General features: G+C 68.1%; 25 protein-coding genes and 1 riboswitch. Of the genes, 15 read left to right on the top strand and 10 right to left on the bottom strand.

The features are described from left to right. The first annotated feature begins 20 nt into the window (after positions 1-20). The 4 genes from IEY07_RS07535 to IEY07_RS07520 all read left to right on the top strand — a co-directional run bounded on the left by IEY07_RS07535 (position 21) and on the right by IEY07_RS07520 (position 3,136). Positions 21-332 carry a DUF3263 domain-containing protein gene (locus tag IEY07_RS07535; protein WP_188894585.1) on the top strand — a complete coding sequence of 104 codons (312 nt, stop codon included), beginning with the start codon at positions 21-23 and terminating at the stop codon, positions 330-332. 42 nt (positions 333-374) lie between these two features. Next, the gene (locus IEY07_RS07530) at positions 375-1,319 is read left to right on the top strand and encodes a phosphotransferase (RefSeq protein WP_188894584.1); all 945 of its coding nucleotides are present in this window, start codon (positions 375-377) and stop codon (positions 1,317-1,319) included. A gap of 90 nt (positions 1,320-1,409) precedes the next feature. After that, positions 1,410-1,539, top strand: a riboswitch (SAM riboswitch). A 14-nt stretch (positions 1,540-1,553) separates the two neighbouring features. Then, positions 1,554-2,831 (top strand): threonine synthase, encoded by a 1,278-nt coding sequence (thrC, locus tag IEY07_RS07525; RefSeq protein WP_229669824.1) that lies wholly within the window; start codon positions 1,554-1,556, stop codon positions 2,829-2,831. Between the two features lie 2 nt (positions 2,832-2,833). Continuing rightward, entirely contained in the window at positions 2,834-3,136 is a 303-nt protein-coding gene (locus tag IEY07_RS07520) for a MoaD/ThiS family protein (RefSeq protein ID WP_188894582.1), read from the top strand. On the opposite strand, the gene IEY07_RS07515 is transcribed toward IEY07_RS07520, so the two are convergent. Together IEY07_RS07515 and IEY07_RS07510 are read right to left on the bottom strand one after the other, a co-directional pair. Continuing rightward, the gene (locus IEY07_RS07515; RefSeq protein ID WP_188894581.1) at positions 3,137-3,550 is read right to left on the bottom strand and encodes a hypothetical protein; all 414 of its coding nucleotides are present in this window, start codon (positions 3,548-3,550) and stop codon (positions 3,137-3,139) included. Between the two features lie 39 nt (positions 3,551-3,589). Then, positions 3,590-4,636, bottom strand: coding sequence for a mandelate racemase/muconate lactonizing enzyme family protein (locus tag IEY07_RS07510; RefSeq protein WP_188894580.1), 1,047 nt, complete (start codon positions 4,634-4,636; stop codon positions 3,590-3,592). A gap of 168 nt (positions 4,637-4,804) precedes the next feature. Between IEY07_RS07510 and IEY07_RS07505 the strand changes: the two genes are divergently transcribed. Continuing rightward, positions 4,805-6,022, top strand: a complete 1,218-nt coding sequence (locus IEY07_RS07505) for a kynureninase (protein ID WP_188894579.1) — start codon at positions 4,805-4,807, stop codon at positions 6,020-6,022. Between the two features lie 9 nt (positions 6,023-6,031). Here the strand turns inward: IEY07_RS07505 and IEY07_RS07500 are convergent, their stop codons facing one another. Beyond that, positions 6,032-7,048 carry a Gfo/Idh/MocA family protein gene (locus IEY07_RS07500; RefSeq protein WP_188894578.1) on the bottom strand — a complete coding sequence of 339 codons (1,017 nt, stop codon included), beginning with the start codon at positions 7,046-7,048 and terminating at the stop codon, positions 6,032-6,034. A gap of 182 nt (positions 7,049-7,230) precedes the next feature. On the opposite strand from IEY07_RS07500, the gene IEY07_RS07495 reads away from it, so the two are divergent. Beyond that, the gene (locus IEY07_RS07495; protein ID WP_188894577.1) at positions 7,231-9,294 is read left to right on the top strand and encodes a RecQ family ATP-dependent DNA helicase; all 2,064 of its coding nucleotides are present in this window, start codon (positions 7,231-7,233) and stop codon (positions 9,292-9,294) included. A 26-nt stretch (positions 9,295-9,320) separates the two neighbouring features. Here IEY07_RS07495 and IEY07_RS07490 read toward each other — a convergent pair whose 3' ends face one another. Beyond that, positions 9,321-10,727, bottom strand: a complete 1,407-nt coding sequence (locus IEY07_RS07490) for an FAD-binding oxidoreductase (RefSeq protein WP_229669823.1) — start codon at positions 10,725-10,727, stop codon at positions 9,321-9,323. A 59-nt stretch (positions 10,728-10,786) separates the two neighbouring features. Between IEY07_RS07490 and IEY07_RS07485 the strand changes: the two genes are divergently transcribed. Continuing rightward, positions 10,787-11,602, top strand: coding sequence for an HAD-IIA family hydrolase (locus IEY07_RS07485; protein WP_188894576.1), 816 nt, complete (start codon positions 10,787-10,789; stop codon positions 11,600-11,602). 7 nt (positions 11,603-11,609) lie between these two features. On the opposite strand, the gene IEY07_RS07480 is transcribed toward IEY07_RS07485, so the two are convergent. After that, the gene (locus IEY07_RS07480) at positions 11,610-12,155 is read right to left on the bottom strand and encodes a CGNR zinc finger domain-containing protein (RefSeq protein WP_188894575.1); all 546 of its coding nucleotides are present in this window, start codon (positions 12,153-12,155) and stop codon (positions 11,610-11,612) included. A 163-nt stretch (positions 12,156-12,318) separates the two neighbouring features. On the opposite strand from IEY07_RS07480, the gene IEY07_RS07475 reads away from it, so the two are divergent. Continuing rightward, on the top strand, positions 12,319-13,062 hold the full coding sequence (locus tag IEY07_RS07475; RefSeq protein WP_188894574.1) for a GNAT family N-acetyltransferase: 744 nt from the start codon (positions 12,319-12,321) through the stop codon (positions 13,060-13,062). 2 nt (positions 13,063-13,064) lie between these two features. After that, positions 13,065-13,439, top strand: a complete 375-nt coding sequence (locus IEY07_RS07470) for a VOC family protein (RefSeq protein ID WP_229669822.1) — start codon at positions 13,065-13,067, stop codon at positions 13,437-13,439. Here IEY07_RS07470 and IEY07_RS07465 read toward each other — a convergent pair. Continuing rightward, positions 13,385-14,398 (bottom strand): helix-turn-helix transcriptional regulator, encoded by a 1,014-nt coding sequence (locus tag IEY07_RS07465; protein ID WP_188894573.1) that lies wholly within the window; start codon positions 14,396-14,398, stop codon positions 13,385-13,387. The two genes, IEY07_RS07470 and IEY07_RS07465, sit on opposite strands and share 55 nt — an antisense overlap. A 104-nt stretch (positions 14,399-14,502) precedes the next feature. Here IEY07_RS07465 and IEY07_RS07460 point away from each other — a divergent pair, with 104 nt between their 5' ends. Continuing rightward, positions 14,503-15,129 (top strand): TIGR03086 family metal-binding protein, encoded by a 627-nt coding sequence (locus IEY07_RS07460; protein WP_188894572.1) that lies wholly within the window; start codon positions 14,503-14,505, stop codon positions 15,127-15,129. Between the two features lie 50 nt (positions 15,130-15,179). On the opposite strand, the gene IEY07_RS07455 is transcribed toward IEY07_RS07460, so the two are convergent. After that, positions 15,180-16,625, bottom strand: a complete 1,446-nt coding sequence (locus IEY07_RS07455) for an MFS transporter (protein WP_188894571.1) — start codon at positions 16,623-16,625, stop codon at positions 15,180-15,182. A gap of 119 nt (positions 16,626-16,744) precedes the next feature. Beyond that, complete coding sequence (locus IEY07_RS07450) at positions 16,745-18,232, bottom strand: MFS transporter (RefSeq protein ID WP_188894570.1); 1,488 nt, start codon at positions 18,230-18,232, stop codon at positions 16,745-16,747. A gap of 299 nt (positions 18,233-18,531) precedes the next feature. Here IEY07_RS07450 and IEY07_RS07445 point away from each other — a divergent pair, with 299 nt between their 5' ends. Next, the gene (locus IEY07_RS07445) at positions 18,532-19,128 is read left to right on the top strand and encodes a TetR/AcrR family transcriptional regulator (RefSeq protein WP_188894569.1); all 597 of its coding nucleotides are present in this window, start codon (positions 18,532-18,534) and stop codon (positions 19,126-19,128) included. Positions 19,129-19,278: 150 nt separating this feature from the next. Here the strand turns inward: IEY07_RS07445 and IEY07_RS24435 are convergent, their stop codons facing one another. Then, positions 19,279-19,410 (bottom strand): hypothetical protein, encoded by a 132-nt coding sequence (locus tag IEY07_RS24435; protein WP_268239191.1) that lies wholly within the window; start codon positions 19,408-19,410, stop codon positions 19,279-19,281. 321 nt (positions 19,411-19,731) lie between these two features. Between IEY07_RS24435 and IEY07_RS07440 the strand changes: the two genes are divergently transcribed. From IEY07_RS07440 to IEY07_RS07430, 3 genes are all read left to right on the top strand, one after another. Then, a complete protein-coding gene (locus IEY07_RS07440) occupies positions 19,732-20,358 on the top strand; it encodes a chromosomal replication initiator protein DnaA (RefSeq protein ID WP_188894568.1) in 627 nt (208 codons plus the stop codon). Positions 20,359-20,528: 170 nt separating this feature from the next. Continuing rightward, a complete protein-coding gene (gene groL / locus IEY07_RS07435) occupies positions 20,529-22,151 on the top strand; it encodes a chaperonin GroEL (RefSeq protein ID WP_188894567.1) in 1,623 nt (540 codons plus the stop codon). A gap of 194 nt (positions 22,152-22,345) precedes the next feature. Then, positions 22,346-23,305 carry an NADP-dependent oxidoreductase gene (locus tag IEY07_RS07430; RefSeq protein WP_188894566.1) on the top strand — a complete coding sequence of 320 codons (960 nt, stop codon included), beginning with the start codon at positions 22,346-22,348 and terminating at the stop codon, positions 23,303-23,305. Between the two features lie 24 nt (positions 23,306-23,329). Here IEY07_RS07430 and rnhA read toward each other — a convergent pair whose 3' ends face one another. Continuing rightward, complete coding sequence (gene rnhA / locus IEY07_RS07425; protein WP_229669821.1) at positions 23,330-23,788, bottom strand: ribonuclease HI; 459 nt, start codon at positions 23,786-23,788, stop codon at positions 23,330-23,332. A gap of 62 nt (positions 23,789-23,850) precedes the next feature. Between rnhA and IEY07_RS07420 the strand changes: the two genes are divergently transcribed. Beyond that, on the top strand, positions 23,851-25,023 hold the full coding sequence (locus IEY07_RS07420) for a dipeptidase (RefSeq protein WP_229669820.1): 1,173 nt from the start codon (positions 23,851-23,853) through the stop codon (positions 25,021-25,023). Positions 25,024-25,033 lie beyond the last annotated feature (10 nt).

Here is a 25,033-nt window from a genome sequence, read left to right as displayed (position 1 = left end):
TTGGTCCTAGGATGGGCGGCATGGTGTCAGCGAACGAGGCAGTCAACGTCCCGGGTGAGGACCGGGCGGGCGAACTCAACGAGCGCGATGCCGAGATCCTGTCCTTCGAGCGCCAGTGGTGGAAGTTCGCCGGTGCCAAGGAGCAGGCCATCCGCGACAAGTTCGAGATGTCGGCGACGCGCTACTACCAACTGCTCAACGCCCTGATCGACCGGCCCGAGGCGCTCGCTTTCGATCCGCTGCTGGTCAAGCGGCTCCGTCGGCTGCGGGCGACCCGGCAGCGCAACCGCTCGGCCCGCCGGCTGGGTATCGACCTCGGCGTCGACAACTAACGCGCCCGGCACGTCCCGCCCGGGATCCCCGCAGGACCGCAGGTGCAGTTGCACGACGATCAGCTGCCGATCGACGAGGCGCTGGTCCGCTCCCTGATCGACACCCAGTTCCCGCACTACTCGGGACTCCCGCTCCGGCAACTCGATCTCTCCGGATCGACCAACACGCTCTTCCGGCTGGGCGACGATCTGGTCGTACGCCTTCCGCTGCAGCCGGGGGCCGGTGCGGCGATCGCCTCCGAACGACACTGGTCCGACACCTTTCGCACCCGATTGCCGGTCGCATTGCCCGAAACCGTCGCGATCGGCAGTCCGGGGTCCGGCTATCCGGAGACGTGGGCGATCCTGCGCTGGCTGCCCGGTGATCGACCGGGAGCGTACGAATCCGGAGACCCGCCCGATCCGGTGCGGAGCCGGCTGGCGGCAGATCTCGCCGCCGTGATCACGGCGCTGCGCGACACCCCACTGACCGAGCAGGCCGTCCACGATCCTCGGCTGCGGGGGTACCGCGGCCGGTCGCTGGCCGAATTCGATCCGTCGGTACGCAGCTATCTGGCCGATTGCCGGGCCAACGAGGAGATCGATCTCGACCTGGATCACGCCCAGCGGGTCTGGGAGCAGTCGCTGGAGTTGCCGGGATCCGGCCATCCGGGACCCCACCCGGTGGCCGCCGATCGTTGGTATCACGGTGATCTGGTCGCGGAGAATCTCCTGGTCGGTGACGGCCGGCTGTCTGCGGTCGTCGACTTCGCCGTCTCGGTGGGGGACCCGACCGTCGACCTGCACGGGGCCTGGGAGTTGTTCGACCCGCCGGCTCGTGAGGTCTTCCGACAACGGCTGCAGGTCGACGACGCCGCCTGGCTGCGCGGCCGGGCGTGGGCGCTGGGGATCGCACTCGGCACCTTCAGCTACTACTGGCACAGTCTTCCGGCCCGCCGGCGCGACCGGCTGGCGATGATCCGCAACGTCCTCGACAACGCCTCCTGACGGGCGCGGCTGCCCAGGATATGGGCATCATGCCCGAAATGTGAGACGGGGATTAGGTGTGGAGTGGGTCCGCGACCGTAGTCTTGACCCAGCTCATCAAGAGGGGGCGAGGGACCGGCCCGCTGACCCCCCGGCAACCGGCTGTTCAGATCAAGCAATGTTCTGAACAGACAAGGTGCCAACTCCGACCCGGACGAAAGTCGTCCGAGACAGATGATGAAGGATGGTCCCGCTGTGACGACGGCGCTTGAAACCGAACTTCCCGCAGGGTGTCGCCCCGGTGCGTTCGGGAATGCAACCCACCTGGTCTGCCGCGCATGTGGCGCGACGAGCCCGCTCGGCCCGTTCTACGCGTGCGTCGAATGCTTCGGCCCGCTCGAGGTCGGTTACGAATATCCGCGGATCACCCGCGAAGAGATCGAGCGCGGACCGAAGAGCATCTGGCGCTACCAGCCGCTGCTGCCGGTGCCGGCCGACATCGCGAGCTTCCGGTCCACCGACCCCGGTTTCACCCGGCTGGTCGACGCGCGCAACCTCGCCGATGACCTCGGTCTGCGGCAGCTGTGGGTCAAGGACGACTCCGGCAACCCGACGCACTCCTTCAAGGACCGGGTCGTCGCCGTGGCCCTGTCGGCCGCCCGCGAGCTCGGCCTGCAGGTGCTGGCCTGCCCGTCGACCGGCAACCTGGCCAACGCCGTGGCAGCAGCAGCGGCCCGCGCCGGCATCCGCTCGGTCGTGCTGGTGCCCTCCAATCTCGAACAGCAGAAGATCATCGCCTCGGCGATCTACGACACCACCCTGATCGCCATCGAGGGCAACTACGACGACGTCAACAAGCTCGCCAGCGAGATCGCCGGCGAGGAGGAGGGCTGGGCGTTCGTCAACGTCAATGTCCGTCCGTACTACTCCGAAGGCTCCAAGACCCTCGGCTTCGAGATCGCCGAACAGCTCGGCTGGCGGCTGCCCGACCAGGTCGTGATCCCGGTCGCGTCCGGCTCCCAGTTGACCAAGATCGACAAGGGATTCCGGGAGTTGATCAAGCTCGGGCTGGTCGACGACAAGCCGTACAAGATCTTCGGCGCCCAGGCCACCGGTTGCTCGCCGGTCGCCCAGGCCTACCGCGAAGGCTACGACGTGGTGCGGCCGGTCAAGCCGGACACGATCGCCAAGTCGCTGGCGATCGGCAACCCGGCCGACGGCCCGTACGTCCTGGACACGGTTCGCCGGACCGGCGGCAAGATCGCCGACGTCGACGACGAGACCGTGGTGACCAACATCCTGCGGCTGGCGCGTACCGAGGGGATCTTCGGCGAGACCGCCGGCGGTGTCACCGTCGGCGTCACCGCCAAGCTGATCGCCGACGGTGATCTCGACCCTGCGGCCGAGACCGTGATCATCAACTCTGGCGACGGTTTGAAGACGCTCGACGCCGTCTCGGGCAAGGTGGGACCGAAGACGACGATCAAGCCGCGCTATGACGCGTTCGAGGAATTCTGGAAGGCCAACAGCTGATCATGAGTGCATCCGTACGCATCCCGACCATCCTGCGCACCTACACCGGTGGCGAGAAGGAGGTCAAAGCCGACGGCGGCACCATCGCCGAGCTGATCGACTCACTGGAGCAGGATCATCCGGGGCTGAAGGCCAGGGTGCTCGACGACACCGGTGCCCTGCGGCGGTTCGTCAACGTCTATGTCGGTGACGATGACGTGCGCTTCATCGGCGGCCTGGAGGCCGAGGTCCCCGACGGCGCCCAGGTCTCCATCATCCCGGCTGTCGCCGGCGGCAGTAGCCCGAATCCGGACCAGCGGATCTGATCAGGCGACAAGACTCGACACCGCGCCGGCCACCAGCAGCAGGGCGCCGACGCCGCCGACCACCCAGGTCCAGATGCCGAACGGGATGAAGAACAGGGTCGACTGGGTCCGGCGGAAGAGCGGCTGGCCGGTCTGTGGGTTGACTGCCTGGACGGGTCGTGCCGGGACCGGTCGGCCCCACTGGTCGACGGTCGGGGGAGCCATCACGAGCACCGGGATGGGCTTGTCCATCTTGGGCAGGACGTAGTGGTCGAAGGCCCAGATGCCGGCGCCGGCGAGCAGCAGGCCGACACCGAAGAACACCGGCTGCAGGCCGCCCACGGACGCGAACACCGCACTCAGCAGGCCCCCGAATCCCATACCGGCCAAGGCGATGAGGACGACGAGGAATCCCCAGCGGCTCCAGATGATCACCGCAGAAATGTAGCGACCCAGAGGTTCAACCCGGCACGGCTAACCGCCCCAGGATGACAGGCCGGGACCGGTCGGCAGCGGGTAGCAGCCGTCGACCAGTTGCACCGAGCCGTCGGCCGGCAGCAGCCCGCTCTCCATGAAGATCGTGTTCGGCAGTGCCGCCAGTACGTGGATATGGGCGCCCCCGCCGTGCGAGGCGTACGGGATCCCGAATCCTGCGGCCATCAGGCCGACCTCGTAACAGTCGGTGATCCCGCCGGCCCGGCGCAGGTCCGGCTGCACGACGCCGACGCCGTTTCCGGCGATCAGGTCGCGGAAAGCCTGCTGTCCGTAGCGGTTCTCGCCGGCGGCGATCGGGATGTCCAGGTGTTCCGCGAGTCTGACGTGCGCATCGGTGTCCGAGGCGGCGACCGGCTCCTCGAACCAGTAGCAGCCGAGATCCTGGTACGCCTTCCCGCGCCGCAGGGCCTCGGCATAGCTGAAGGCCTGGTTGGCATCGACCATCAGCGCAGCGTCCGGGCCGATGACGTTGCGGACGGCGGCGATCCGGGCGAGGTCGGTGCTCAGTGGCCCGCCGCCGACCTTCATCTTGACGCCCAGGAAGCCCTGTTCCATAGCGGCCGCCGCTACCCGTTCCAGGCCGGGTACGTCGAGCTCGAGCCAGCCGACCATCGCGTACGTGGCGATGTGGGTCCGCTGAGCACCCAGCAGTTGCCAGACCGGGACACTCAGCGCTCGACCCTGCAGGTCCCAGAGCGCCTGGTCGATCGCGGAGATCCCATACGACGACAGTCCGGCGGTGCCCTGGTAGTCGGTGAGCCGGCGGAGCTTTTCGCGGATCAGCCGGATGAAGGCCGGGTCCTCCCCGATGATCACGGGTGCCAGCTGCTCGTCGATGATCTTCGCCAGCACGGCCGGGGAGGACGGCATCCGGCCGAAGTAGGTGCGGCTGCTGCCGCTGACTCCCTCGTCGGTGTGGATCGTCACGGTGGTGAGTCCGTCGTAGTCCAGCAGCTGCAGGGCGTCCCGGACCGGATGCTTCTTGGGTGTCGCGCTGCTGCTGACCTCGATCGTGGTGATCTTCACGACGTGCTCCTCTGCTGGTCGGTGAGGTTGCGTCCCGGTCGATCCGTCAGCCGGATGGTCTCTTTCAGCCGGATGATCACGGCCGGAACCCAATTGTCGCGTGCCGAAACAATGCGGCGGCCGGCGGGTGTCCGGTCTGCCGACTACCGGTCCAGTACGGTCAGGGCCATGACAGTTGCTCTCGAGCGTGGGGCCGAACTCGACCGGTCCGATCCACTCCGTGATCACGCCGACCGATTCGTCCCGACCGACGGTTCCGTGCGGGCATATCTGGATGGCAACTCGCTCGGCCGGCCGGCAGTCGATCTTGCCCAGGTGATGGCCGATTTCATCAACCACAGTTGGGGCAGCCGGCTGATCCGCGGTTGGGACGAGGAGTGGATGGACTGGCCGCTGGCCGTCGGTGACGCGCTGGCCGCGGCGGCGCTCGGCGCCGCCGCGGGGCAGACGATCATCGCCGACTCGACCTCGGTGTTGATCTACAAACTCGCTCGGGCGGCACTGAGCCTGCGGTCACCCGAACGGGACGAGATCGTCGTGGACGTGGACAATTTCCCGACCGACCGCTATCTGATCTCCGGGATCGCCGACGAGCTCGGCCTGCGGCTGCGCTGGATCCGGACCGATGCGGATTTGGGTATCACTCCCGACCTGGTGGCCCGGACGGTGGGGGAGCGTACGGCGCTCTTCCTGGCCAGCCACATCTCCTACCGGTCCGGCTATATCGCCGATGCCGCCGAGATCACCCGGATCGTGCATGCAGCGGGGGCGCCGGTGCTGTGGGATCTGTGCCATTCCGTCGGCGCGATCCCGATCGCACTGGACAACTGGCAGGTCGACTTCGCCGTCGGCTGCGGCTACAAGTTTCTCAATGGCGGGCCGGGCGCGCCGGCCTTCGGCTACGTCGGGGCCCGGCACCAGGACCAGGCCCGGCAACCGCTACAGGGTTGGATGGGGCACGCCCGGCCGTTCGAGATGGGGCCGGGCTACCAACCGCACCCAGGCATCCGCAGCTTTCTCACCGGTACGCCGCCGATCCTGGCCATGGTGCCGCTGCGGCACGCCATCGGTATGATCACCGAGGTCGGGCTGGATGCCATCCGGGCGAAATCGCTGGCGCTGACAGATTTCGCGATCGAGTTGATCGACGAGCGGCTGGTGCCGCTCGGCGTACGGCTGGCCTCGCCTCGTGATCATGAGCACCGCGGCGGCCACGTGACGATCGTCGGGGACGGTTTCGCCGAGGTCAAGGACGAGCTGTGGAAGCGCGGCGTGCTGCCCGACTTCCGCCGGCCGGACGGCATCCGGCTCGGCCTGTCGCCGCTGTCGACCCGGTTCGCCGAGGTGGCGCTCGCGGTCGAGGAGATCGCCGACATCCTCGGCTAGCGGCCAGGATCAGATCGTGATCGGCGTGCCCTGGTCGACGCTGGTGTGCACCGCCTCGATCGCGCGGGTGATCAACTCGCCGTGCCGGCCGTCGGGCAGCTCGAGATCGACACCGTTCAACCGGTCGATGAAGGAGTTGATCATGTCGATCGGGACACCGGTCAGCGGCGGCCCATCGACGACTCCGAACTGCGGACGGCTGATGCCGGTGCTGTCGTATCTGGTCACACCGGAGTCGGCGATGTCGAAGTAGTAGCTGGACGCTTCGGTGTGCAGTTCGTAACGGAAGTCGAAGACCGACGGGTGGCTCTCGGTGAGGATCCACTGGGAGTTGAGCACCAGCAGCGATCCGTCCGACATCGCGAACGATGCCGTGATCGCGTCCCAGGTCTGTACGCCGCGGGCATCGAGGTAGCCGCGACGGCCGCGGGCGTACACCTCGGTCGGGGACGCACCGGACAACCAACAGGCAAGATCGAGGGTGTGCGGCATCAGGAACCAACCGGGGGTGGAGCGGCCCGCCCAGCCCAGCATCGAGGTCGGTACGAACCGGGTGTCGTTGAGGTTGATCACCTGGTTCACCACGGGCGAACCGGCAGCGGCGAGCTGGTCGCGTACCGCGCTGAACCGCGGGTTCCAGCGATTCTCGAAGCCGATCATGATCATCGTGCCGGCTGCCTCGGCAGCGGCGACGATCGCCCTGGCCTCGTCGACCGCGGTCGCCAACGGCTTCTCGATCATCAGATCCAGGCCGTGCTCGATGCCCAGCAGTGCCACGTCGCGGTGGGCGAAGTCGGGAGTCGCGATCACCAGTGCGGTGAGCTCGGGCACGCTCGTGATCATGGAGCCCAGGTCGGCGAAGGTGTCGACCGACAACTCGGCTGCCAGCCGCGTCCGGCGGCCATCGTCGGATTCGCAGATCCCTGCCAGCCGGGCGTCCGGATGCTGGCGCACCGCTGCGGCGAACATCGATCCCCGGATTCCGCCACCGACAATGCCGATCACCGGCTGCACCGAACGTGCCATCGCATCCCCCTGAACATCATCTGGCCGAATATCGTCGGGCTGGGCCCTGCCGGGCTGCGCCTCACCGAGCCCGCACGGTGACGGGTCTGCGCACATCGTGCCGTAGACCGGTGGAGCCCGAGCAACGCGGGGCCTGTGGACAGTTTGCGGACGGCGTCGGTGCGGACAGGCATGATGGCCGCATGGCCACCACGACCAGCCGACAGAGCACCGAGACCGCCGAGATCCTGGACCGCACGATCAAGTCGGTCGCCGGTCCTGAAGCGGCACCGCGGGAGGACCAGCTGAGCGCCGTCAGTGCGCTGGTTGACGAGCGCCGCCGGGTGCTGGTGGTGCAAGCGACCGGCTGGGGTAAGTCCGCGGTCTACTGGGGTGCGACCGCTGCCCTGCGCGCAGCTGGGGCGGGCCCGACGCTCGTGGTCTCGCCGCTGCTGGCGCTGATGCGCGACCAGATCGCGGCCGCCGGCCGGGCCGGGTTGCAGGCGGCCACCATCAACTCGACCAACGTCGACGACTGGGATGCGATCTTCGCCGATCTGGACATCGACCGGCTGGACGTGTTGCTGGTCTCGCCCGAGCGGCTGTCGAATCCGCGCTTCGCCGGCCGGCTGCCGCAACTGCTGTCCCGCTGCGGACTGCTGGTGATCGACGAGGCGCACTGTGTCTCCGACTGGGGTTTCGACTTCCGTCCTGACTACCAGCGTCTGACCCGGACGCTGCTGTCGCTCGCGCCGGGGACACCGGTGCTGGCAACCACCGCAACCGCCAACCGGCGGGTGACCGCCGACGTCGCGGCCCAGCTTGGCGAGGACACCGTCACCTTCCGCGGTTCGCTGGCCAGATCCTCGCTGCGGCTGGCGGTGGTTCCCGAGCTGGCGCCGTTGGAGCGCTACGCCTGGGTCTCGGAGGCGCTCGATTCGTTGCCTGGCTCGGGAATCGTCTATGTGCTCACGGTCGCCGAGGCGGAGCGGGTCGCGGGGTTCCTCAGCGAGCAGGGCCACACTGTGGCCGCCTATACCGGGCAGACCGACAACCGCACCGAGCTCGAAGATCAGCTCCGGGACAACCGGGTGAAGGCACTGGTCGCCACGTCGGCGCTCGGGATGGGGTACGACAAACCTGATCTTGCCTTCTGCATCCATCTCGGCTCGCCCGCCTCCCCGGTCGCCTACTACCAGCAGGTCGGCCGTGCCGGCCGGGCGCTGGACGATGCGGTCGCCGTGCTGGTGCCGTCGGTGGCCGACGAACGGATCTGGGACTACTTCGCCACTGCGGGCATCCCCGATCCCGAGCAGGTCGAGCGGGTGCTGGCGGTGCTCGCCGACGAGCCGCAGTCGGAGAGCGCGATCAGTACGGCGACCGGGATCCGTCCGGGGCGGCTGTCGACGCTGCTGAAGATCCTGGCCGTGGACGACGCCGTGCAGCGGGCGCCGGGCGGCTGGCTGGCCAGCGGCAACGGGTGGACCTACGACGACCGCAAGTGGTCCGAACTGCGGCGGGTCCGGGCGACCGAGGCCGATCTGATGCGGCACTACGCCCACGGCGACGGCTGCCTGATGCAGTTCCTGCAGCAGGCCCTCGACGATCCCGATCCCACCCCGTGCGGCCGCTGCTCGGTCTGCACCGGACGACTGCCGGCGCCCGGACCGAGGCCGGATCCTGCCACCGTCCGGGCCGCACAGCAGTTCTTTCGCGGGCTCGACGTCGCGGTGGAGCCACGCAAGCTCTGGCCCTCCCGCATCGACGGAGTCAAGGGCAAGATCAATTTCCTGGCCGAGGGCAGGGCGATCGCGTACGCCGACGATCCGGCCTGGCAGCAGACCCTGGCCGCGCTCTGGCGCTCCGACTCCGCGGCACCGCAGGAGATTCTCGACGCCGCCGTCGAGGTGCTGAAGCGCTGGTCCCGCAGCTGGCGGCGCCCGACGGCCGTCGTGCCGGTGCCGTCGCGGCGGTTCCCGATCTTGATCAACTCCGTGGCCGCCCATCTCGGCGAGGTCGGCCGGCTGCCGGTGGTCGACGGGTTGACGATCATCGGACGGCGGCCGACCGACGATGCTGCCTCGGGCGTTCGGGTGCGTGAGCTGCTGGATGGACTCGCGGTCCGGGACGGGGTCCGCTTCGACGGCCCGGTGCTGCTCGTCGACGACACCATCCGGACCCGGTGGACGATGACCGTCGCCGGAAAGTTGATCACCGACGCCGGTGCGAGCGAGGCGTTGCCGTTCGCCATCCACCAGCTGCCCTGATCACAGCTGTCGGGATCACGCGCAGTTCAGTCCCGGGGCGGCACGCTGACGATCGCCTTGCCCGGATTGAGAATCCCGTACGGATCCAGTGCGGCCTTGACATCGGCCTGCATTCGTTGCACCACGGGATCCAGCTCGGCCGCCAGGCCGTCCAGCTTCAACAGTCCGACACCGTGCTCGCCGGTCACCGTCCCGCCCAGCTCCAGGCAGCCGGCGATGATGTCGGCAAAGGCTGCCTGGGCCCGCTGCCGGGCCGCCTCGTCGCCGATCGGCGTGATCAGCAACGGATGCAGATTCCCGTCGCCGACGTGGGCGATGTTGGCGATGGTCGTCTCGTGTTCGGCGGCGATCGCCTCGATCCGGGCCAGCATCGCAGGAACTTGACGAAGCGGCAGGCAGATGTCCTCGGTCAGCACCGGCCCGAGGCGTTCCAGCGCCGGATAGGACAACCGGCGGGCGGCGAACAGGGCATCACCCTCGGCCGGATCGTCGGTCTGCGCGCTCCAGGTCGCGCCACCGGCCTCGAATGCGGCAACCATCGCACTCGCCTCCTGGGCGCCCGCCTGCCCGGGAGCATCGGTACGCCCGAGCAGGATCACGTTGGCATCGGCCGACAGACCCATGTTCTTCCAGGCGTCGACGGCTTCCAGACACTTCCGGTCGACCAGTTCCAGCGCCGACGGCACCACACCGGACTCGGCCAGTCGGGTCACGGCCAACCCGGCGTCGGTGATCGAATCGAAGTAGCCGACCACCGTGTGCTCGACCGGCCGGGCCCGCCGGAGTCGTACGGTGATCTCGGTCACGATGCCCAATGTGCCCTCGGAGCCGACCAGCAGCGAGGTCAGGTCGTAACCGGCGACTCCCTTGGCCGTCTGCGTGCCGATCCGGACGATCTCGCCCCGACCGGTCACCACTTCCAGGGCCAGCACGTAGTCCCGGGTGACGCCGTACTTCACACAACACACGCCGCCGGCGTTGGTGGCGACGTTGCCGCCGATCGACGACCAGGGGGAGCTTGCCGGATCCGGCGGATACCAGAGCCCCTGTTCGGCCACCGCGGCCCGCAGGTCGTCGTTGATCACACCGGGGCCGACGACCGCCAGCCGCTCGGTCGGATCGATGATCTTGATCTCGTTCATCCGGGACAGGTCGATGACGATCGAGCCGGCGACCGCGTTCGCACCGCCCGACAGCCCGGTGCCGGATCCGCGGGGCACCACCGGTACGCCGTGCCTGATCGCTGCCCGGACCACCGCCTGCACATCCGCGGCCGAGCCGGCCCGGACGACGACGGCCGGCAGCACCCATGGCGCCCACTCGGCGTCGTCGTGGGCCAGCGACTCCATCACGTCAGGATCGGTGACGAGCTGATCCGGGCGGAACAGCGAAGCAAGATCATCCAGCAGTGACGGCAGGGCGGCAGAACTCACCCGCCCAACCTAACCGGAGCCGGCGACCGGGCTGCAAGACTTTGGGTATGAACGCGGCCATGACCGAGAACAGGCCGGTGGACAGCTGGTTGACCGACATGGACGGCGTCATGGTCCACGAGCAGAGCGCGCTGCCTGGGGCGGCCGACTTCATCGCCGCGCTGCAACGCGCCGGGCGACGGTTCCTGGTGCTCACGAACAACTCGATCTACACCCCGCGCGATCTCCGGGCCCGGCTGCTGTTCAGTGGCATCGACTTGCCGGAGGAGTCGATCTGGACCTCGGCGCTGGCGACTGCCCAGTTCCTGTCGGAGCAGAGTCCGCACGGTTCGGCGTACGTGATCGGTGAGGCCGGCCTGACCTCGGCCCTGCACGATGCCGGCTTCGTGCTCACCGAGTCCGATCCGGACTACGTCGTGTTGGGCGAGACACGGACCTATTCCTTCGAGGCGATCACCCGGGCGATCCGGCTTTTGGAGCGCGGCGCCAAGTTCATCGCCACCAATCCCGATGCCACCGGCCCGTCGGCCGAGGGATCGCTGCCGGCCACCGGTTCGGTGGCGGCGTTGATCACCCGTGCTACCGGGCGGGAGCCCTACTACGTCGGCAAGCCCAATCCGTTGATGATGCGTTCGGCGCTCAATCGCCTGGAGGCGCACTCGGAGACCACGATCATGGTCGGCGACCGGATGGACACCGACGTGATCGCCGGGATCGAGGCCGGGATGCGGACCATCCTGGTGCTCACCGGTTCCACCACCCGCGACCGGGTCGGTTCCTTCCCGTATCGGCCGACCATGATCAAGGACTCGATCGCCGACGTCGTCGGGCTGGTGCAGGAGTTCGCCGCGGGCGACGGGGGAGCCGAGAGCTGACGAACGCTCAGCCGTCGTCGCTCTTCCTGCGCCGGCGATAGGCCCGCATCGACACCATCGACGCGCAGTTGGGGCCGTGGTAGACCGCCGACCCGTTCCGGGACCGGTCGAAGAACCCGGCGTGACAGATGTCGTTGCGGCACGCCTTGACCCGCTCCCAGACGCCTGCCCGATCCAGATCCGCAACGCCGGCCAGGACAGCACCCAGTGCAGCCCACATGCCCGTGCCCGGCGCTCGCAGCGACACACCGGTCGCAGTGATCAGCAAGGTCACCGGGACCTGGTCAGCCGTACGGGCCAGTCGGGTCTCGGCGGCCTGCACCCGGTCCCGAGTAGCCGCATCGTCACCCGAATGCGCCAGCATCAGCAGCTGCAGACAGTCCCGGACCTCGCGGACCACGGCCGCGTCCGCGTCTGTCACGTCGGCATCCGGGTATCCGGCGCCGTCGAGCCAGCCGCGCAGGCCGCCGGCGTCTGCCAGCTCGTCGTCGCGGTCACCGGCAGCCGTGTTGACCAAGCTCAGCACCAGGCCTGCCTGCTCCGGCTGCGTCAACGGGCTGACTGAAGCTCCTGCTGGCATCCGATCCTCGATCCCTGATGGTCCTTTTCGGCTCAGGATACCCAATCCGATCAGTTGGTCGAGAAATCAGCACGACTCCAACGTTTTTGGATCTGAGGGCTTGATAGTTATGGTCGAAACTAATACGCTCGCAACTATGCAATTGTCGAACGCCGAGTCATCGACTGTCCTGGACGATCCCGGACTGGACAACCCGGTGTTAGGATCCCTGGCCGGTCGGCATCGTGGACTGGCGATCGGCGATGCACGGGCCGTCCGCTATCCCGGCGAGGTCTCCCCGTTCATGGCGATCGCCGACGATGCCGATGCTGAGGACTGGGTGGCGTTGGCCCGGTTGGCGGCGCCCGGGCCGGTGATGATCCTGGACACGACGACAGCGGTACCGCCGTCGTGGCGGCTGGTGCACCGCTTCGACGGGTTGCAGATGGTCGGCCCAGTCGGCGATGCCCTGCACGATGCATCGATCCTGGCCCGGACGGCGGGCGACCTCCAGCTCGTACGACTCGGATCGGGCGACGTGCCCGCAATGCTCGACCTGGCCGGTCGCACCAAACCTGGCCCGTTTTTGCCCCGCACGGTCGAACTCGGCGTCTACTTCGGCGTCCGCGACGGCGACCGCTTGGTCGCGATGGCGGGCGAGCGGCTGCAGCCGCCGGGTTGGAGCGAGATCAGCGGTGTCTGCAGCGATCCGGACTATCGCGGCCGCGGGCTGGCCCGGCTGCTGGTCGAAACGGTCGCCGACGAGATCCGGGCTCGCGGGGCCAGGCCGTTCCTGCACGTCGTCGAGGGCAACGACACCGCGATCCGGCTCTACCGGTCCATGGGTTTCACGACCCGACGAGGTCTGACGATCAGCTCCTACCAACCCGAAAGCAGGTAATCGTGTCCCACCCGTTGTCCAACTCGTCCTCCATCACAGCCTTCGCCGTCACCGTCGACGCAGCCGACGCTCGTCGAGTCGCGACATTCTGGGGCGCCGCCCTCGGCCGCCCGGTTGCTGCCGGCGCCGACGAGGACAGCGCCTCGGTCGAGGAGGATCCGCAGCTTCCCGGCCCGCGACTGGGATTCCGCAAGGTCCCTGAGCCCAAGGCGGTGAAGAACCGCCTGCACTTCGATCTGGTGACCCAGGAGTTCGACCCCGAGGTGCAGCGCCTCGTCGGTCTGGGCGCCACCAAGCTGCGGGAGAGCAACGGCGGCCTGCGTTACGCGACGCTGGCCGATCCGGAGGGCAACGAATTCGACCTGGTCGCGGTCTGAGCAGGGTAGCGGGCCCTGAGCTGGTCGGCGACCATGATCAATGAGTCGATCAGCTCCGGCGGCTCGAGGACCTCGATCATGTCGCCGAACCCGGCCAACATGCCTGTCGTTCCGCGGATGCCGGTGACCGGTGCCTCGATGATCATGGCGTCGCCTTCTGTGGTGATCACTGGCGGACCGGCCAGCTGCACGGCGAGGTTGCGCCTGACCAGGTCCAACCACTGCCGCGGCACCCGGATCTTGATCATGATCGCGGCCGCAGCGTGGGCGTACTCCGTGCGCAGCTGTTCCCACAGCGCAGCCAGATCAAGATCATCGGGCCGTACGGCAGGCTGGGCGAGGATCCGGGCGGAGATCATCCGCGAGACCCGGTAGGTCCTCGGCCGACCGCGATGGGCGGCGATCAGGTACCAGGCTCCGGCGGCCTGCAGCAGGCCGTACGGATCGACCGTACGGACGCCCGGTCGCCGTCCCGGCCGCGGCAGGTAGTCGAATCGGAGTCGACGGTCGTCGAACACCGCCTGCTGCACCGTTTCCCAGCAGGGCAGCGATTCCGGACCCGTCGTCCAGCCTGCTGCGGCGATCACGATCCTGCTGCTGGTCCGGTCGACCCGCTGCTGGTGCTCGGGTGGCAACTCCATGCCGAGCTTGGTCAACGCCGATGCCAGCGGCGCAGCCAGTCCGAGCCGGTCGAGTACGGGCTGTCCGCCGGCCAGGAACAAGGCCCGGGCCTCGTCGGCGCTGAGACCGCCGACATCGGGCCGGTACTCGGGCAGCAGAGCGAAGCCGCCGTTGCGCCCACGCTCGGCGTAGATACCGAAGCCGGCCGTCGACAGCGCCTCGACGTCCCGCAGCACCGTCCGCCGGTCGACCTCCAGGCGCCGCGCCAGCTCGGTCGCCGACAGCTTGCCGTGCCGGCGCAGCAGCGCCACCAGGGTCAGCAGCCGGTCCGCACGCATGGGATCCAATTTCTCACAAATACACGACACCGGATGTCACTCTTCGGGCTTCACCATCGATCTGTCGGCCGCAGCGAGCGGCCCGGACTCTCGAGGAGCAGACGATGAACGCGACACCCGCCACCGAAAGGCCCGTAAGCGCCCTGCCCGATCTGCGCCCGCAGCTGGCGCGCGCCCAGCAGTGGGTGGAGACCCTGATCGCCGGTGTCACACCGGACCAGTTCGACGATCCGACGCCGTGCGAGGAATTCGACGTACGGACCCTGATCGGCCACCTCTACACCGGTGCCCGACGGGTCGAGGCGATGGGCAAGGGCCGTGATGCGCGCACGGTCGAATTCATCACCGACCTGCCCGACGGCGACCTCGCGGCCGGCTACCGGAGCCATACCGCGGCCAGTCGGCTGGCCTGGGCCGGCAAGGATCTGGGCGAGCCGGTCACCGCGCCGTGGGGCACCGTCCCCGGCGCCCTCGCCGTCGGCGGCTACCTCCAGGAAGCACTGACCCACGGCTGGGACCTGGCCGTGGCGACCGGTCAGCCGGCCGAGGCGGACGCCGACCTGGCCGCTGCCGCCCTGGCCGTCGCGCACCGAGCGCTGCCGGCCCAGCCGCGAGGTGGACCTGTCCCCTTCGGTCCGGTCGTCGAGGCCCGCCAGGACGCGAGTCCGACCGAGCGACTGGTCAACTGGACCGGCCGGTCGGCGGCCGACTGGATGAAGCGGGTTGGATGAAGCGGGTTGGATGAGCCCGGTTGGATCGCGGCAAGGGACCGGCCGCCGGTTCAGTCGGCGGTGCGGATCTGCCGCGGTATCACCAGGATCGCCAGCACCATGATCACCGCGACCGCCAGGGCGCCGATGAAGACCTGATGGACGGCATGCGACAGCAGTACCGGCGAGATGGCCAGCGAGCCGTCGGCATTGGTGTCGTTGATGGATCCGTGGCCACCGAGCGAGGCGTTGGCGACGGCACCGAAGACAGCGGTACCTACCGCGCTGCCCATTGAGCGGGCGAACATGTTGGTTCCGGTGACGACGCCGCGCTGTTGCCAGGTCACCACCGACTGCGCGGCGACCAGTGTCGGGCTGGCGATCAGTCCCAGTCCGAGACCGATGACGACGCAGCTGACCGCGACCTGGATCGGGCTGGAACCGGATCCGAGCAACAGCAGTGACGCAGCGCCGACGAGGGCGAAAGCGCCGCCGATCAGCCCGGTGTTGCGGAAACCGATCCGCAGATAGATCCTGCCGGCCTGGCTGGCGGCGACCGGCCAGCCGAGGGTCAGCGCGGCCAGCGCGAAACCGGCCACCAGGGCACCGGTTCCGAGCACCTCCTGGACGAACATCGGCACGTACGAGCTCAGCCCCAGGGTGAGTACGCCGACCGCCATCGAGGCGATGTAGACACCGGCGAAGATCCGCCGGGTGAAGGCCCAGCCGGGCAGCACCGGTTCCGCCGCGTGTCGCTCGATCACGACGAAGATCGCCAGCAGCAGGAAGCCGATCGCGAAGATCGCGATACCGGGCAGCGAGACCCAGTGCCACAGGACTCCACCCTCGAGCAGCCCGAGGATGATCAAGGACGCGCCGAAGGTCAGCGTGATCGCACCGGAGAAGTCGATCTTGTGCCGGGTGATCGTGACGTCCTCCTTGAACCGCCGCACCAACATCACCGCCGCGATGATGCCGAGCGGGATGTTGATCACGAAGATCGCCCGCCAGTTAACGAAATCGGTGAAGACGCCACCCAGAGCCGGCCCGACGACCGAGGCCACACCCCAGACGCTGGCCACGTAGCCCTGCACCTTGGCGCGTTCGGCGACGGTGTAGATGTCACCGATGATCGTCATGCCCATCGGCCCGATCGCGCCGGCGCCGAGACCCTGGACGGCCCGGAAGATGATCAAGGAACTCATCGACCAGGCGAAGGTGCAGAAGATCGATCCGAGGACGAAGAGTCCGACACCGACGAGCATGATCGGCTTGCGCCCGATCTGGTCGGAGAGCTTGCCGTAGATCGGCACCGACACCGCCTGGGCCAGCACGTAGATGCTGAACAGCCAGGGGAACTGCGAGAAGCCGCCGAGCGAGCGGACGACCGACGGCACTGCCGTGGCCAGGATCGTCGAGTCCAGTGCGATCAGCGCCGTACTGAGCATCACCGCTCCGAGGATCGGCCCACGTTCGGAGCGCAGGCCCACTCCGGTGGCTACGGTCGGCTGGCTCATCGGTCCCCTTCACGAAACGGCTTCACAGAACGGCGGAACCTGCGATCGCGCACCGGACGGGTCCGCGATCGCAGGCAGGAGAAGAGCGGGTGCGGCACGGGCCGCACCCGATGATCACGTCACGCTTCCTCCAACACCTCGCCGGAGTGCTGTGCCGCGATCAGTTCGGCAGCCCGCACCGATCGTACGGCTGCGATCCGCTCGCCGACCAACGTGACCACCGTGACCAACACGGCGACGCCGATGAAGATGGTCGAGGTGTGGAAGGCGTGATGCATGCCGGTCATCAAGGCTCCTACCGATGCGACGCTCCCGCTGCCGATCCCGGAGGCTGCGACCAGGACCGCGAGGCCCAGCGCCGCGCCACCGGCCTGTTGTGCGGTCTGCAACATCCCGGATGCCGCACCTGCGTCCTGGGGGCGGACGCCGGCCAGGATCCGGATGTTCATGGGCAGGAAGACCATCGCTGCGCCGATGCCCAGGAACAACATCGGCCAGAACACTCCGGCCAGGAAGCTGTCGGATGCGGTCACCTGACTGAGCCAGATATGGGCGGCCAGCAGCAACGCCAGTCCGACGAGGGCGACGCGCAACGGGTGGAACCGCCCGATCAGCCGCGGCACGATCCGTGACATCACGAAGATGCCCAGCGACAGCGGCAGGAACGCCAGCCCCGAGGTGAAGGCGTCGTAGCCGTGGGCGCTCTGCAGGTACTGCACCAGGAAGAAGAAGCCGCCCATCTGCCCGCCGACCACCAGCATGAAGGTCAACAGGGCGCCGACCCGACCGGGGGAGCGGAGCAGGCGGAGTGCGAACAGCGGGTGGGCCATCCTGCGCTCGATGATCACGAAGGCGGCCATCGCCACCACACCCAACCCGATCGCGGCGATGGTCCGGGTCGACCAGCCGTACTCGGGGATCCAGACGAAACCGGCGACCAGTGAGGTCATGCCGACAACCGCGGCGAGCGCGCCGCCGAAGTCGAACGGCTCGTGGCGACGATCGGTCTCCGGCAGCAGCCGTCGGCCGAGGATGATCGCAGCGATGCCGATCGGAACGTTGATGTAGAGGGACCAGCGCCAGGAGACGCTGGTGGTCAGCAGGCCGCCGACGATCAGTCCGATCGAGGCGCCGCCGGAGCTGACGGCCGCGAACAGACCGAGTGCGCGGTTGCGGGCGGTGCCCTCCGGGTTGGACCGGGTGATCAGCGACAGGGCGGCCGGTGCGGCGAGCGCGGCACCGATGCCCTGGGTGGCCCGCGCTGCGATCAGCCAGGCCGAGTCCTGCGCCGCGCCGCCGAGTGCGGAACTGAGCACGAAGACGGCCAGGCCGAGCAGGAACGTACGACGATAGCCGAGAACGTCGCCGAGCCGGCCGCCGAGCAGCAGCAGGCCGCCGAAGGCGAGGGTGTAGGCGTTCAGCACCCAGGACAAGCCGGCGGCGGAGAAGCCGAACTGCTGGTGGATGACCGGCAGCGCGACGTTGATGATGGTGGAGTCGAGCACCAGCATGAGTTGGGCGGTGAGGATGACCGCCAGGGTGAGACCGGCGCGGGTGCGGTTGCTCGCTGCCGGTGTGGTGATGTCGGTGGAAGTACCAACAGACACAGGTAATCCTTCTGACGACGGTTGGTCGGCGACCCCACGCCGTCGGGTACGACGGGTCGGAGGGTCACAGGCCGGATATGGATGGCTGGGACGTCAGCAGTGACGTACGGAACAGGCGTCGGCACTGACGTCAGCGGAGAACTCGGAGTAGAGTTATTCGGAGAGCGGCTCCGATTAGCGCTGCTGAGCGTTCCGATCAGGTGATCGGGATGATGGGGTAACCGGAGACGGTCTCCGTATACAGTAGCGGAGACAGTCTCCGGATAGCAAGGGTTTCAGTCAGCCAATTAGGACGTGTGATGCAGGCCACATCGGGATCGGTCGCATCGGTGCCCCGGAAGATGCGGGCGGATGCGCAGCGGAACTACGACACCATCGTGGCGACCGCGCGCCAGGTCTTCAGTGAGTCCGGTGCCAACGCCTCGCTCGATGAGATCGCCAAGCGCGCCGGCGTCGGACCCGGCACGCTCTACCGGCATTTCCCGACCCGCGGTGATCTGCACCGCGCCGTCCTCCAGGACTGGATGGCCGAGGTCGAGCGCGAGGGGAACAGGATCGCCGCCATCGAGGATCCCGAGGCGTCGCTCGACCAGTGGCTGCGCCGCTACGCCCAGTACAAGAACTTCTTCCGCGGCCTGCACGAGGCCCTGCTCGAGGTGCCGGGAGAGAACGACAATTCGGCCCTGGCCGAGTGCAAGGGCCTGATGACGGGGATCAGCGCACGGATCATCGAGCGCGCCAAGACCTTCGGGTTGGTACGCCAGGACGTCAATCCGATCACCGTCTGCCAGATGGTCAGCGGGATCGCGTTCCTGGTCGACCGTAGCCCGGTGGGCTCGGTCGACGTGGACGCCCAGTTGGACATCATTCGGGCCGGTATCCGCCCTGCAGCCTGACCCTCCGCTTCCGCCGGTCAGAGCCCGCGCCGCTTCCGCGAGGGGTCACAAAATCCTTCATTTGTGCGGTGTGTCGTGGGGCGAGCGACGAGGCGTACGACGACACGCCGCCCATATTGAGGAATAAGTGACCCCTCGGCGGGGTCGGCGCTAGGGCTGGGAGCGCAGCGATTCGACGATCGCGGCGAACTCCTCGACCCGTTCCAGGTGTGGCGAGTGTCCGACGCCGTCCCAGACGTGTTCGGTGACGTCGCCGCCGCGATCGCGATAGCGGTCGAGCACCCGCTTCCGGAAGTCCGCCTGGTGCGCCCGGTTGGGTACGTCGGCTCGTAAGTCGTGACAAGCCGAGTTTGGTGGTTGGCTGCGTTCGGTTCGGGCTGCGTAAGTCGTGACAAGTCGAGTTCGGTGGTCGGTTGCGTGAGGAAGGCACCACGTGGCGCCGAACGAACGCAGTTCGGCCACGGAGTCCGGTTCTCCGGCGCCAGATGGTGCGAAACGCGCACCGAGTCCGGTTCGAACCGGCGTACGGATTTCGACCGCGGTCGGGAAGTGTTCGTCCGTCGTCGAATCGGGACAGCCCCCGAACGTCGTAGCCTGATCGTCATGGCATGGTCTGGATGGGGACAATCCCCGCAGCAACCGCCGGCTCCGGTGAAGAGACGGAGCGGCACACCCCAGCTCGTCATCGGCATCGTGCTGGTCGCGTTGGTCCTCGTCGGCCGGGCCGGGAGCGCCTCGACTCCGCTGCCGAGTGACCCTGCCGAGCTCGCCGGCTACGTCTTCTTCAACCTGGCCATGCTCGCCGGCGGGGTGGTTCTGATCGTGATCGGCGCACGGATCAAGTCCAAGAACAACAAGGCCGATCTGGCCGCCCGACAGCAGGCTCAGCTCGGTTGGCAGGCACAGCCCGGGCCGTACGGTCAGCCGGGCCACTACGGGCCACAGCCGGGCCAGCCGAGCGGGTACGGCCAGCCGGATCCGTACGGTCAGCCGGGCCAGTACGGCCAACCGCCGGGCCAGCCGGATCCGTACGGTCAACCAGGCCAGTACGGCCAACCGCCGGGCCGACCGGGGAACCAGGGACAACAGCCCGGGGCAGCCGGGGCCGTCCGCACCGTACGACCAACCCTGGCAGCCGGGACCGTACGGTCAGTCGCATCCGCCCGAGGACCAGAACCCAAGCTCCTGAAAGGGCGGGGACCGTTTGCACTCGCACCGGTCGAGTGCTAAACATTGAGCTAGCACTCTCCCCGTGAGAGTGCCACCAACCCAAGGTCGGTGAGGTCCTCGGCTCAACACCGGAGGCCGTCCGTCGCGGGCACCGCTCTGGGGCAACTTGACATCCATGACAGTCAAACGGCGGCTGGTGTCGCCTGACGCGGGAGGACTCGCGGAGCAACATGCCCAAACTCATTGAATTCGACACCGAGGCGCGGCGTGGCCTCGAGCGAGGAATGAACATCCTCGCCGACGCGGTCAAGGTGACCCTTGGCCCGAAGGGCCGCAACGTCGTCCTTGAGAAGAAGTGGGGCGCGCCCACCATCACCAACGATGGTGTGTCGATCGCCAAGGAGATCGAGCTCGAGGAGCCGTACGAGAAGATCGGCGCCGAGCTCGTCAAAGAGGTCGCCAAGAAGACCGACGATGTCGCAGGTGACGGCACCACCACCGCCACCGTGCTGGCCCAGGCGCTGGTCCGCGAGGGCCTGCGCAACGTCGCCGCCGGCGCCAACCCGATGGACCTCAAGCGGGGCATCGACAAGGCCGTGTCCGCGATCAACGAGCAGTTGATCGGACTGGCCACCGAGGTGGAGACCCGCGAGCAGATCGCCGCCACGGCGTCGATCTCGGCCGGTGACACCCAGGTCGGCGAGATCATCGCCGAGGCGATGGACAAGGTCGGCAAGGAAGGTGTCATCACCGTCGACGAGTCCAACACCTTCGGTCTGGAGCTCGAGCTGACCGAGGGCATGCGGTTCGACAAGGGCTACATCTCGGGTTACTTCGTCACTGACGCCGAGCGTCAGGAGACGGTGATCGACGATCCCTACATCCTGATCGCCAACTCCAAGATCAGCAGCCTGAAGGATCTGCTGCCGGTGCTGGAGAAGGTCATCCAGTCGGGCAAGCCGCTGGTCGTGATCGCCGAGGACGTCGAGGGCGAGGCGCTGGCCGGCCTGATCGTCAACAAGGTGCGTGGCGTCTTCAAGTCCGTCGCCGTCAAGGCCCCGGGCTTCGGCGACCGCCGCAAGGCCATGCTCGGTGACATCGCCATCCTGACCGGTGGCCAGGTCATCTCCGAAGAGGTCGGGCTGAAGCTCGATCAGGTGGATGTCGATCTGCTGGGCCAGGCCCGCCAGGTCGTCGTCACCAAGGACGAGACCACCATCATCGAGGGCGCCGGCGACTCCGACGCGATCGCCGGCCGGGTCGCCCAGATCCGTGGCGAGATCGACAACAGCGACTCCGACTACGACCGCGAGAAGCTGCAGGAGCGCCTGGCCAAGCTGGCCGGCGGTGTTGCGGTGATCAAGGTCGGCGCGGCCACCGAGGTCGAGCTGAAGGAGCGCAAGCACCGGATCGAGGATGCCGTCCGCAACGCCAAGGCTGCGGTCGAGGAGGGCATCGTCCCCGGCGGTGGCGTGGCGCTGATCCAGGCCGCCAAGCTAGCCGACATCAAGCTCGAGGGTGAGGAGGCCGTCGGCGCGCAGATCGTGCTCTCCGCCGCCGCCGCACCGCTGAAGCAGATCGCCCACAACGCCGGTCTCGAGGGCGGTGTGGTCGCCGAGAAGGTGGCCTCGCTGCCGGCCGGTCAGGGTCTGAACGCTGCCACCGGTGAGTACGTCGACATGCTCGCCGCCGGCATCAACGACCCGGTCAAGGTGACCCGTTCCGCGCTGCAGAACGCCGCCTCGATCGCCGGTCTGTTCCTGACCACCGAGGCCGTCATCGCCGACAAGCCGGAGAAGGCTCCGGCCGTTCCGGCCGGTGGCGACGGTGGCATGGGCGGCATGGACTTCTGAGTCCGACCACCTGAGCCCGTCGAAGGGCAAACAAGATCGCCGGAAGGGGCGGTCCCGGTTCGCCGGGGCCGCCTCTTCCTGCGTGCTCAGCAGGTGGACGTGCATTCTTGCGGGCCGGATCGGCCATTAGCGTCGTCAACGGACGTCCCGGTGCATCTGGCCCGCAGATGTACTCACGAAGCGCAGGAGCGATGATGGCGACGGCGGTGCAGTACCGCGAATTCGGCGGCCCGGAGGTACTCGAGGTGGTCGAGGTACCGACCCCCGTGCCCGGACCCGGCGAGGTGCTGGTCGCGATCCGAGCCGTCGGGGTCAATCCCGTCGAATGGAAGCAGCGCCGGGCCCTCCGTCCGACCGGACCGATCATCGAACCGCGACGTCTCGGCAGCGACGGGTCCGGTGTGATCGCCGAGGTGGGCGACGGTGTTACCGGGTGGCAGCCCGGCGACGAGGTGATCATCAAGTCCGGAGCTGGCACCTACGCCAGCCATCTCGTCGTGCCGCCGGAGAAGCTGGTCGCCAAGCCGTCCGGGATCTCCTTCGAACAGGCCGCCGCGATCGGCGTTCCGGCCAGTACGGCCTACCAGGCACTGAAGTCACTCGGGGTCGGCGAAGGCACCACGCTGCTCGTGCACGCCGGTTCCGGCGGCGTCGGCCAGTCCGCGATCCAGTTCGCCAGACTGTGGGGTGCGACGGTGATCGCCACGGCCAGCGAGCCGAACCATGATCGACTGCGTGAGCTCGGCGCGATCCCGGTCGCGTACGGCCCGGGCCTGCTGGACCGGCTGCGCGCGGTCGCACCGGACGGCGTCGACGTCGTCCTGGACGCCGCCGGCACCGACGAGGCGCTGGAGGCATCCTTCCCGTTGGTCGCCGACCGTCAGCAGATCGCCACTGTCGTGGCCGGCCCGCGAGCCGCCGAGCTCGGGATCCGGGCCTTCTCCGGCGGCAATCCGGTTCCGCTGACCGCTGAGGAACAGCGGCTGCGGGAGGAGGCGTACGAGGTCGTCGGCGACCTGCTCGCCCAAGGCCGGTACGAGCTCGAGGTCGGTGACGTCTATCCGTTGTCCGAGGTGGTCGCCGCTGCGCGGCAGAGCGAGTCCGGTCATGTCCGCGGCAAGATCGTCCTGATCCCTGAGGACCCTGATTCCTGAGGACGCGGATCCCCGGCGCCAACCTTAGGCGTTGCTGACCGACAACACGCCCTGGTTGGCCAGCTGATCGGCACGTTCGTTGCCCTCGTCGCCGGAATGGCCTTTCACCCACGTCCAGTTCACCTGGTGCCGGGCGAGTTCCTCGTCGAGCTCGCGCCACAGCTCGGCGTTCTTCACCGGTTTCTTGTCCGAGGTCTTCCAGCCGTTGCGCTTCCAGCCCGGCATCCATTTCTGGACGCCGTTCATCACGTACGAGGAATCGACGTGCAGCTCCACCTGGCAGGCCCGGGAGAGCGCGCGGAGGCCCTGGATCACCGCCATCAGCTCCATCCGGTTGTTGGTGGTCAGCGCCTCGCCGCCGAACAGTTCCTTGCGATGATCGCCGAAGCGCAACAGCGCGCCCCAACCGCCAACACCCGGGTTGCCCTTGCACGCGCCGTCGGTCCACATCAGCACCGGCGGTTGATCATCGGTTTTCGCCACGCTGACAACCTATCGAGCGGACCGTCCGGACCGTACGGACGCGGCAGTGCGAAGATGGCCGGGTGACGTTTCCCTTCCTGAGTGTTGTCGACGGCCACAACGATCTCCCGTGGGCGATGCGGACCGTCAACTACGACTTCGGTGTCCGCGACATCGCCGAACACCAGCCCCAGATGCACACCGACATCGCCCGGCTGCGCGCCGGCCAGGTCGGCGGTCAGTTCTGGTCGGTGTACGTGCCGAGTTCGCTGGCGGGCGACAGCGCCGTGACCGCGACCTTTGAGCAGATCGACGCCGTCTACTCCATGATCGAACGCTATCCCGACCAGTTCGAGCTGGTGACCAGTGGGGCCGGGTTGACGGCCGCCGTCGACGGGGCCGGATCCGGCGGCCCGATCGGTTCGCTGATGGGCGCCGAGGGCGGCCACTCGATCAACAACTCACTGGGTACGCTGCGCAGCCTCTATCGGGCCGGTGTCAGGTACATGACACTGACCCACAACGACAACACCGCCTGGGCCGATGCCGCGACCGCCGAGCCCGAGCACGACGGCCTGACCGACTTCGGCCGCGAGGTCGTCCGGGAGATGAACCGGCTCGGCATGCTGGTCGACCTGTCCCACGTCGCCCCGGCGACGATGCACGCGGCTCTGGACGTGTCGGAGGCGCCGGTGATCTTCTCCCACTCGTCGGCGCGCGCGATCTGTGATCATGTCCGCGATGTCCCGGACGAGGTGTTGGCCCGGCTCGCCGACAACGGCGGCACCTGCATGATCACCTTCGTCCCGGACTTCGTCAGCCCGCGGGTCCGCGAGTGGTCCCTGCAGGTCAAGCAGGCTGCCGAGGATGCCGGAGTCGACAGCTTGGACTGGCCGGCGATGAAGGAGTTCCGGGCCGGCTACGGCGTCCCGCAGCCGACGGCGACTCTGGACGAGGTGGTCGCTCACGCCGAGCACGTCCGGGAGGTCGCCGGGATCGATCACATCGGCGTCGGCGGCGATTTCGACGGCGTCGGGTCACTTCCCGAGGGCTTGCAGGACGTCTCGGCCTACCCCAACCTGTTCGAGGCGCTGGCCGAGCGCGGTTGGAGCGAGGAGGACCTGCTCAAGATGGCGCACGGCAACATCATCCGCACCTTCGCCGCGGCCGAAGCACGCGCCGCCGAGATCCGTACGACCCGGGGTCCGTCGCTGGCCCGGATCGAGGATCTCGACCGGGTTCCGGCCGGATCGTAGGAGCGCGACG

Origin of the sequence: Microlunatus endophyticus (assembly GCF_014646195.1) — a bacterium.
GTDB classification, from domain to species: Bacteria; Actinomycetota; Actinomycetes; order Propionibacteriales; family Propionibacteriaceae; genus Microlunatus; species Microlunatus endophyticus.
The sequence above is the reverse complement of the archived record's forward strand: the minus strand, read 5'-3'. Positions and strand labels throughout refer to the sequence as shown.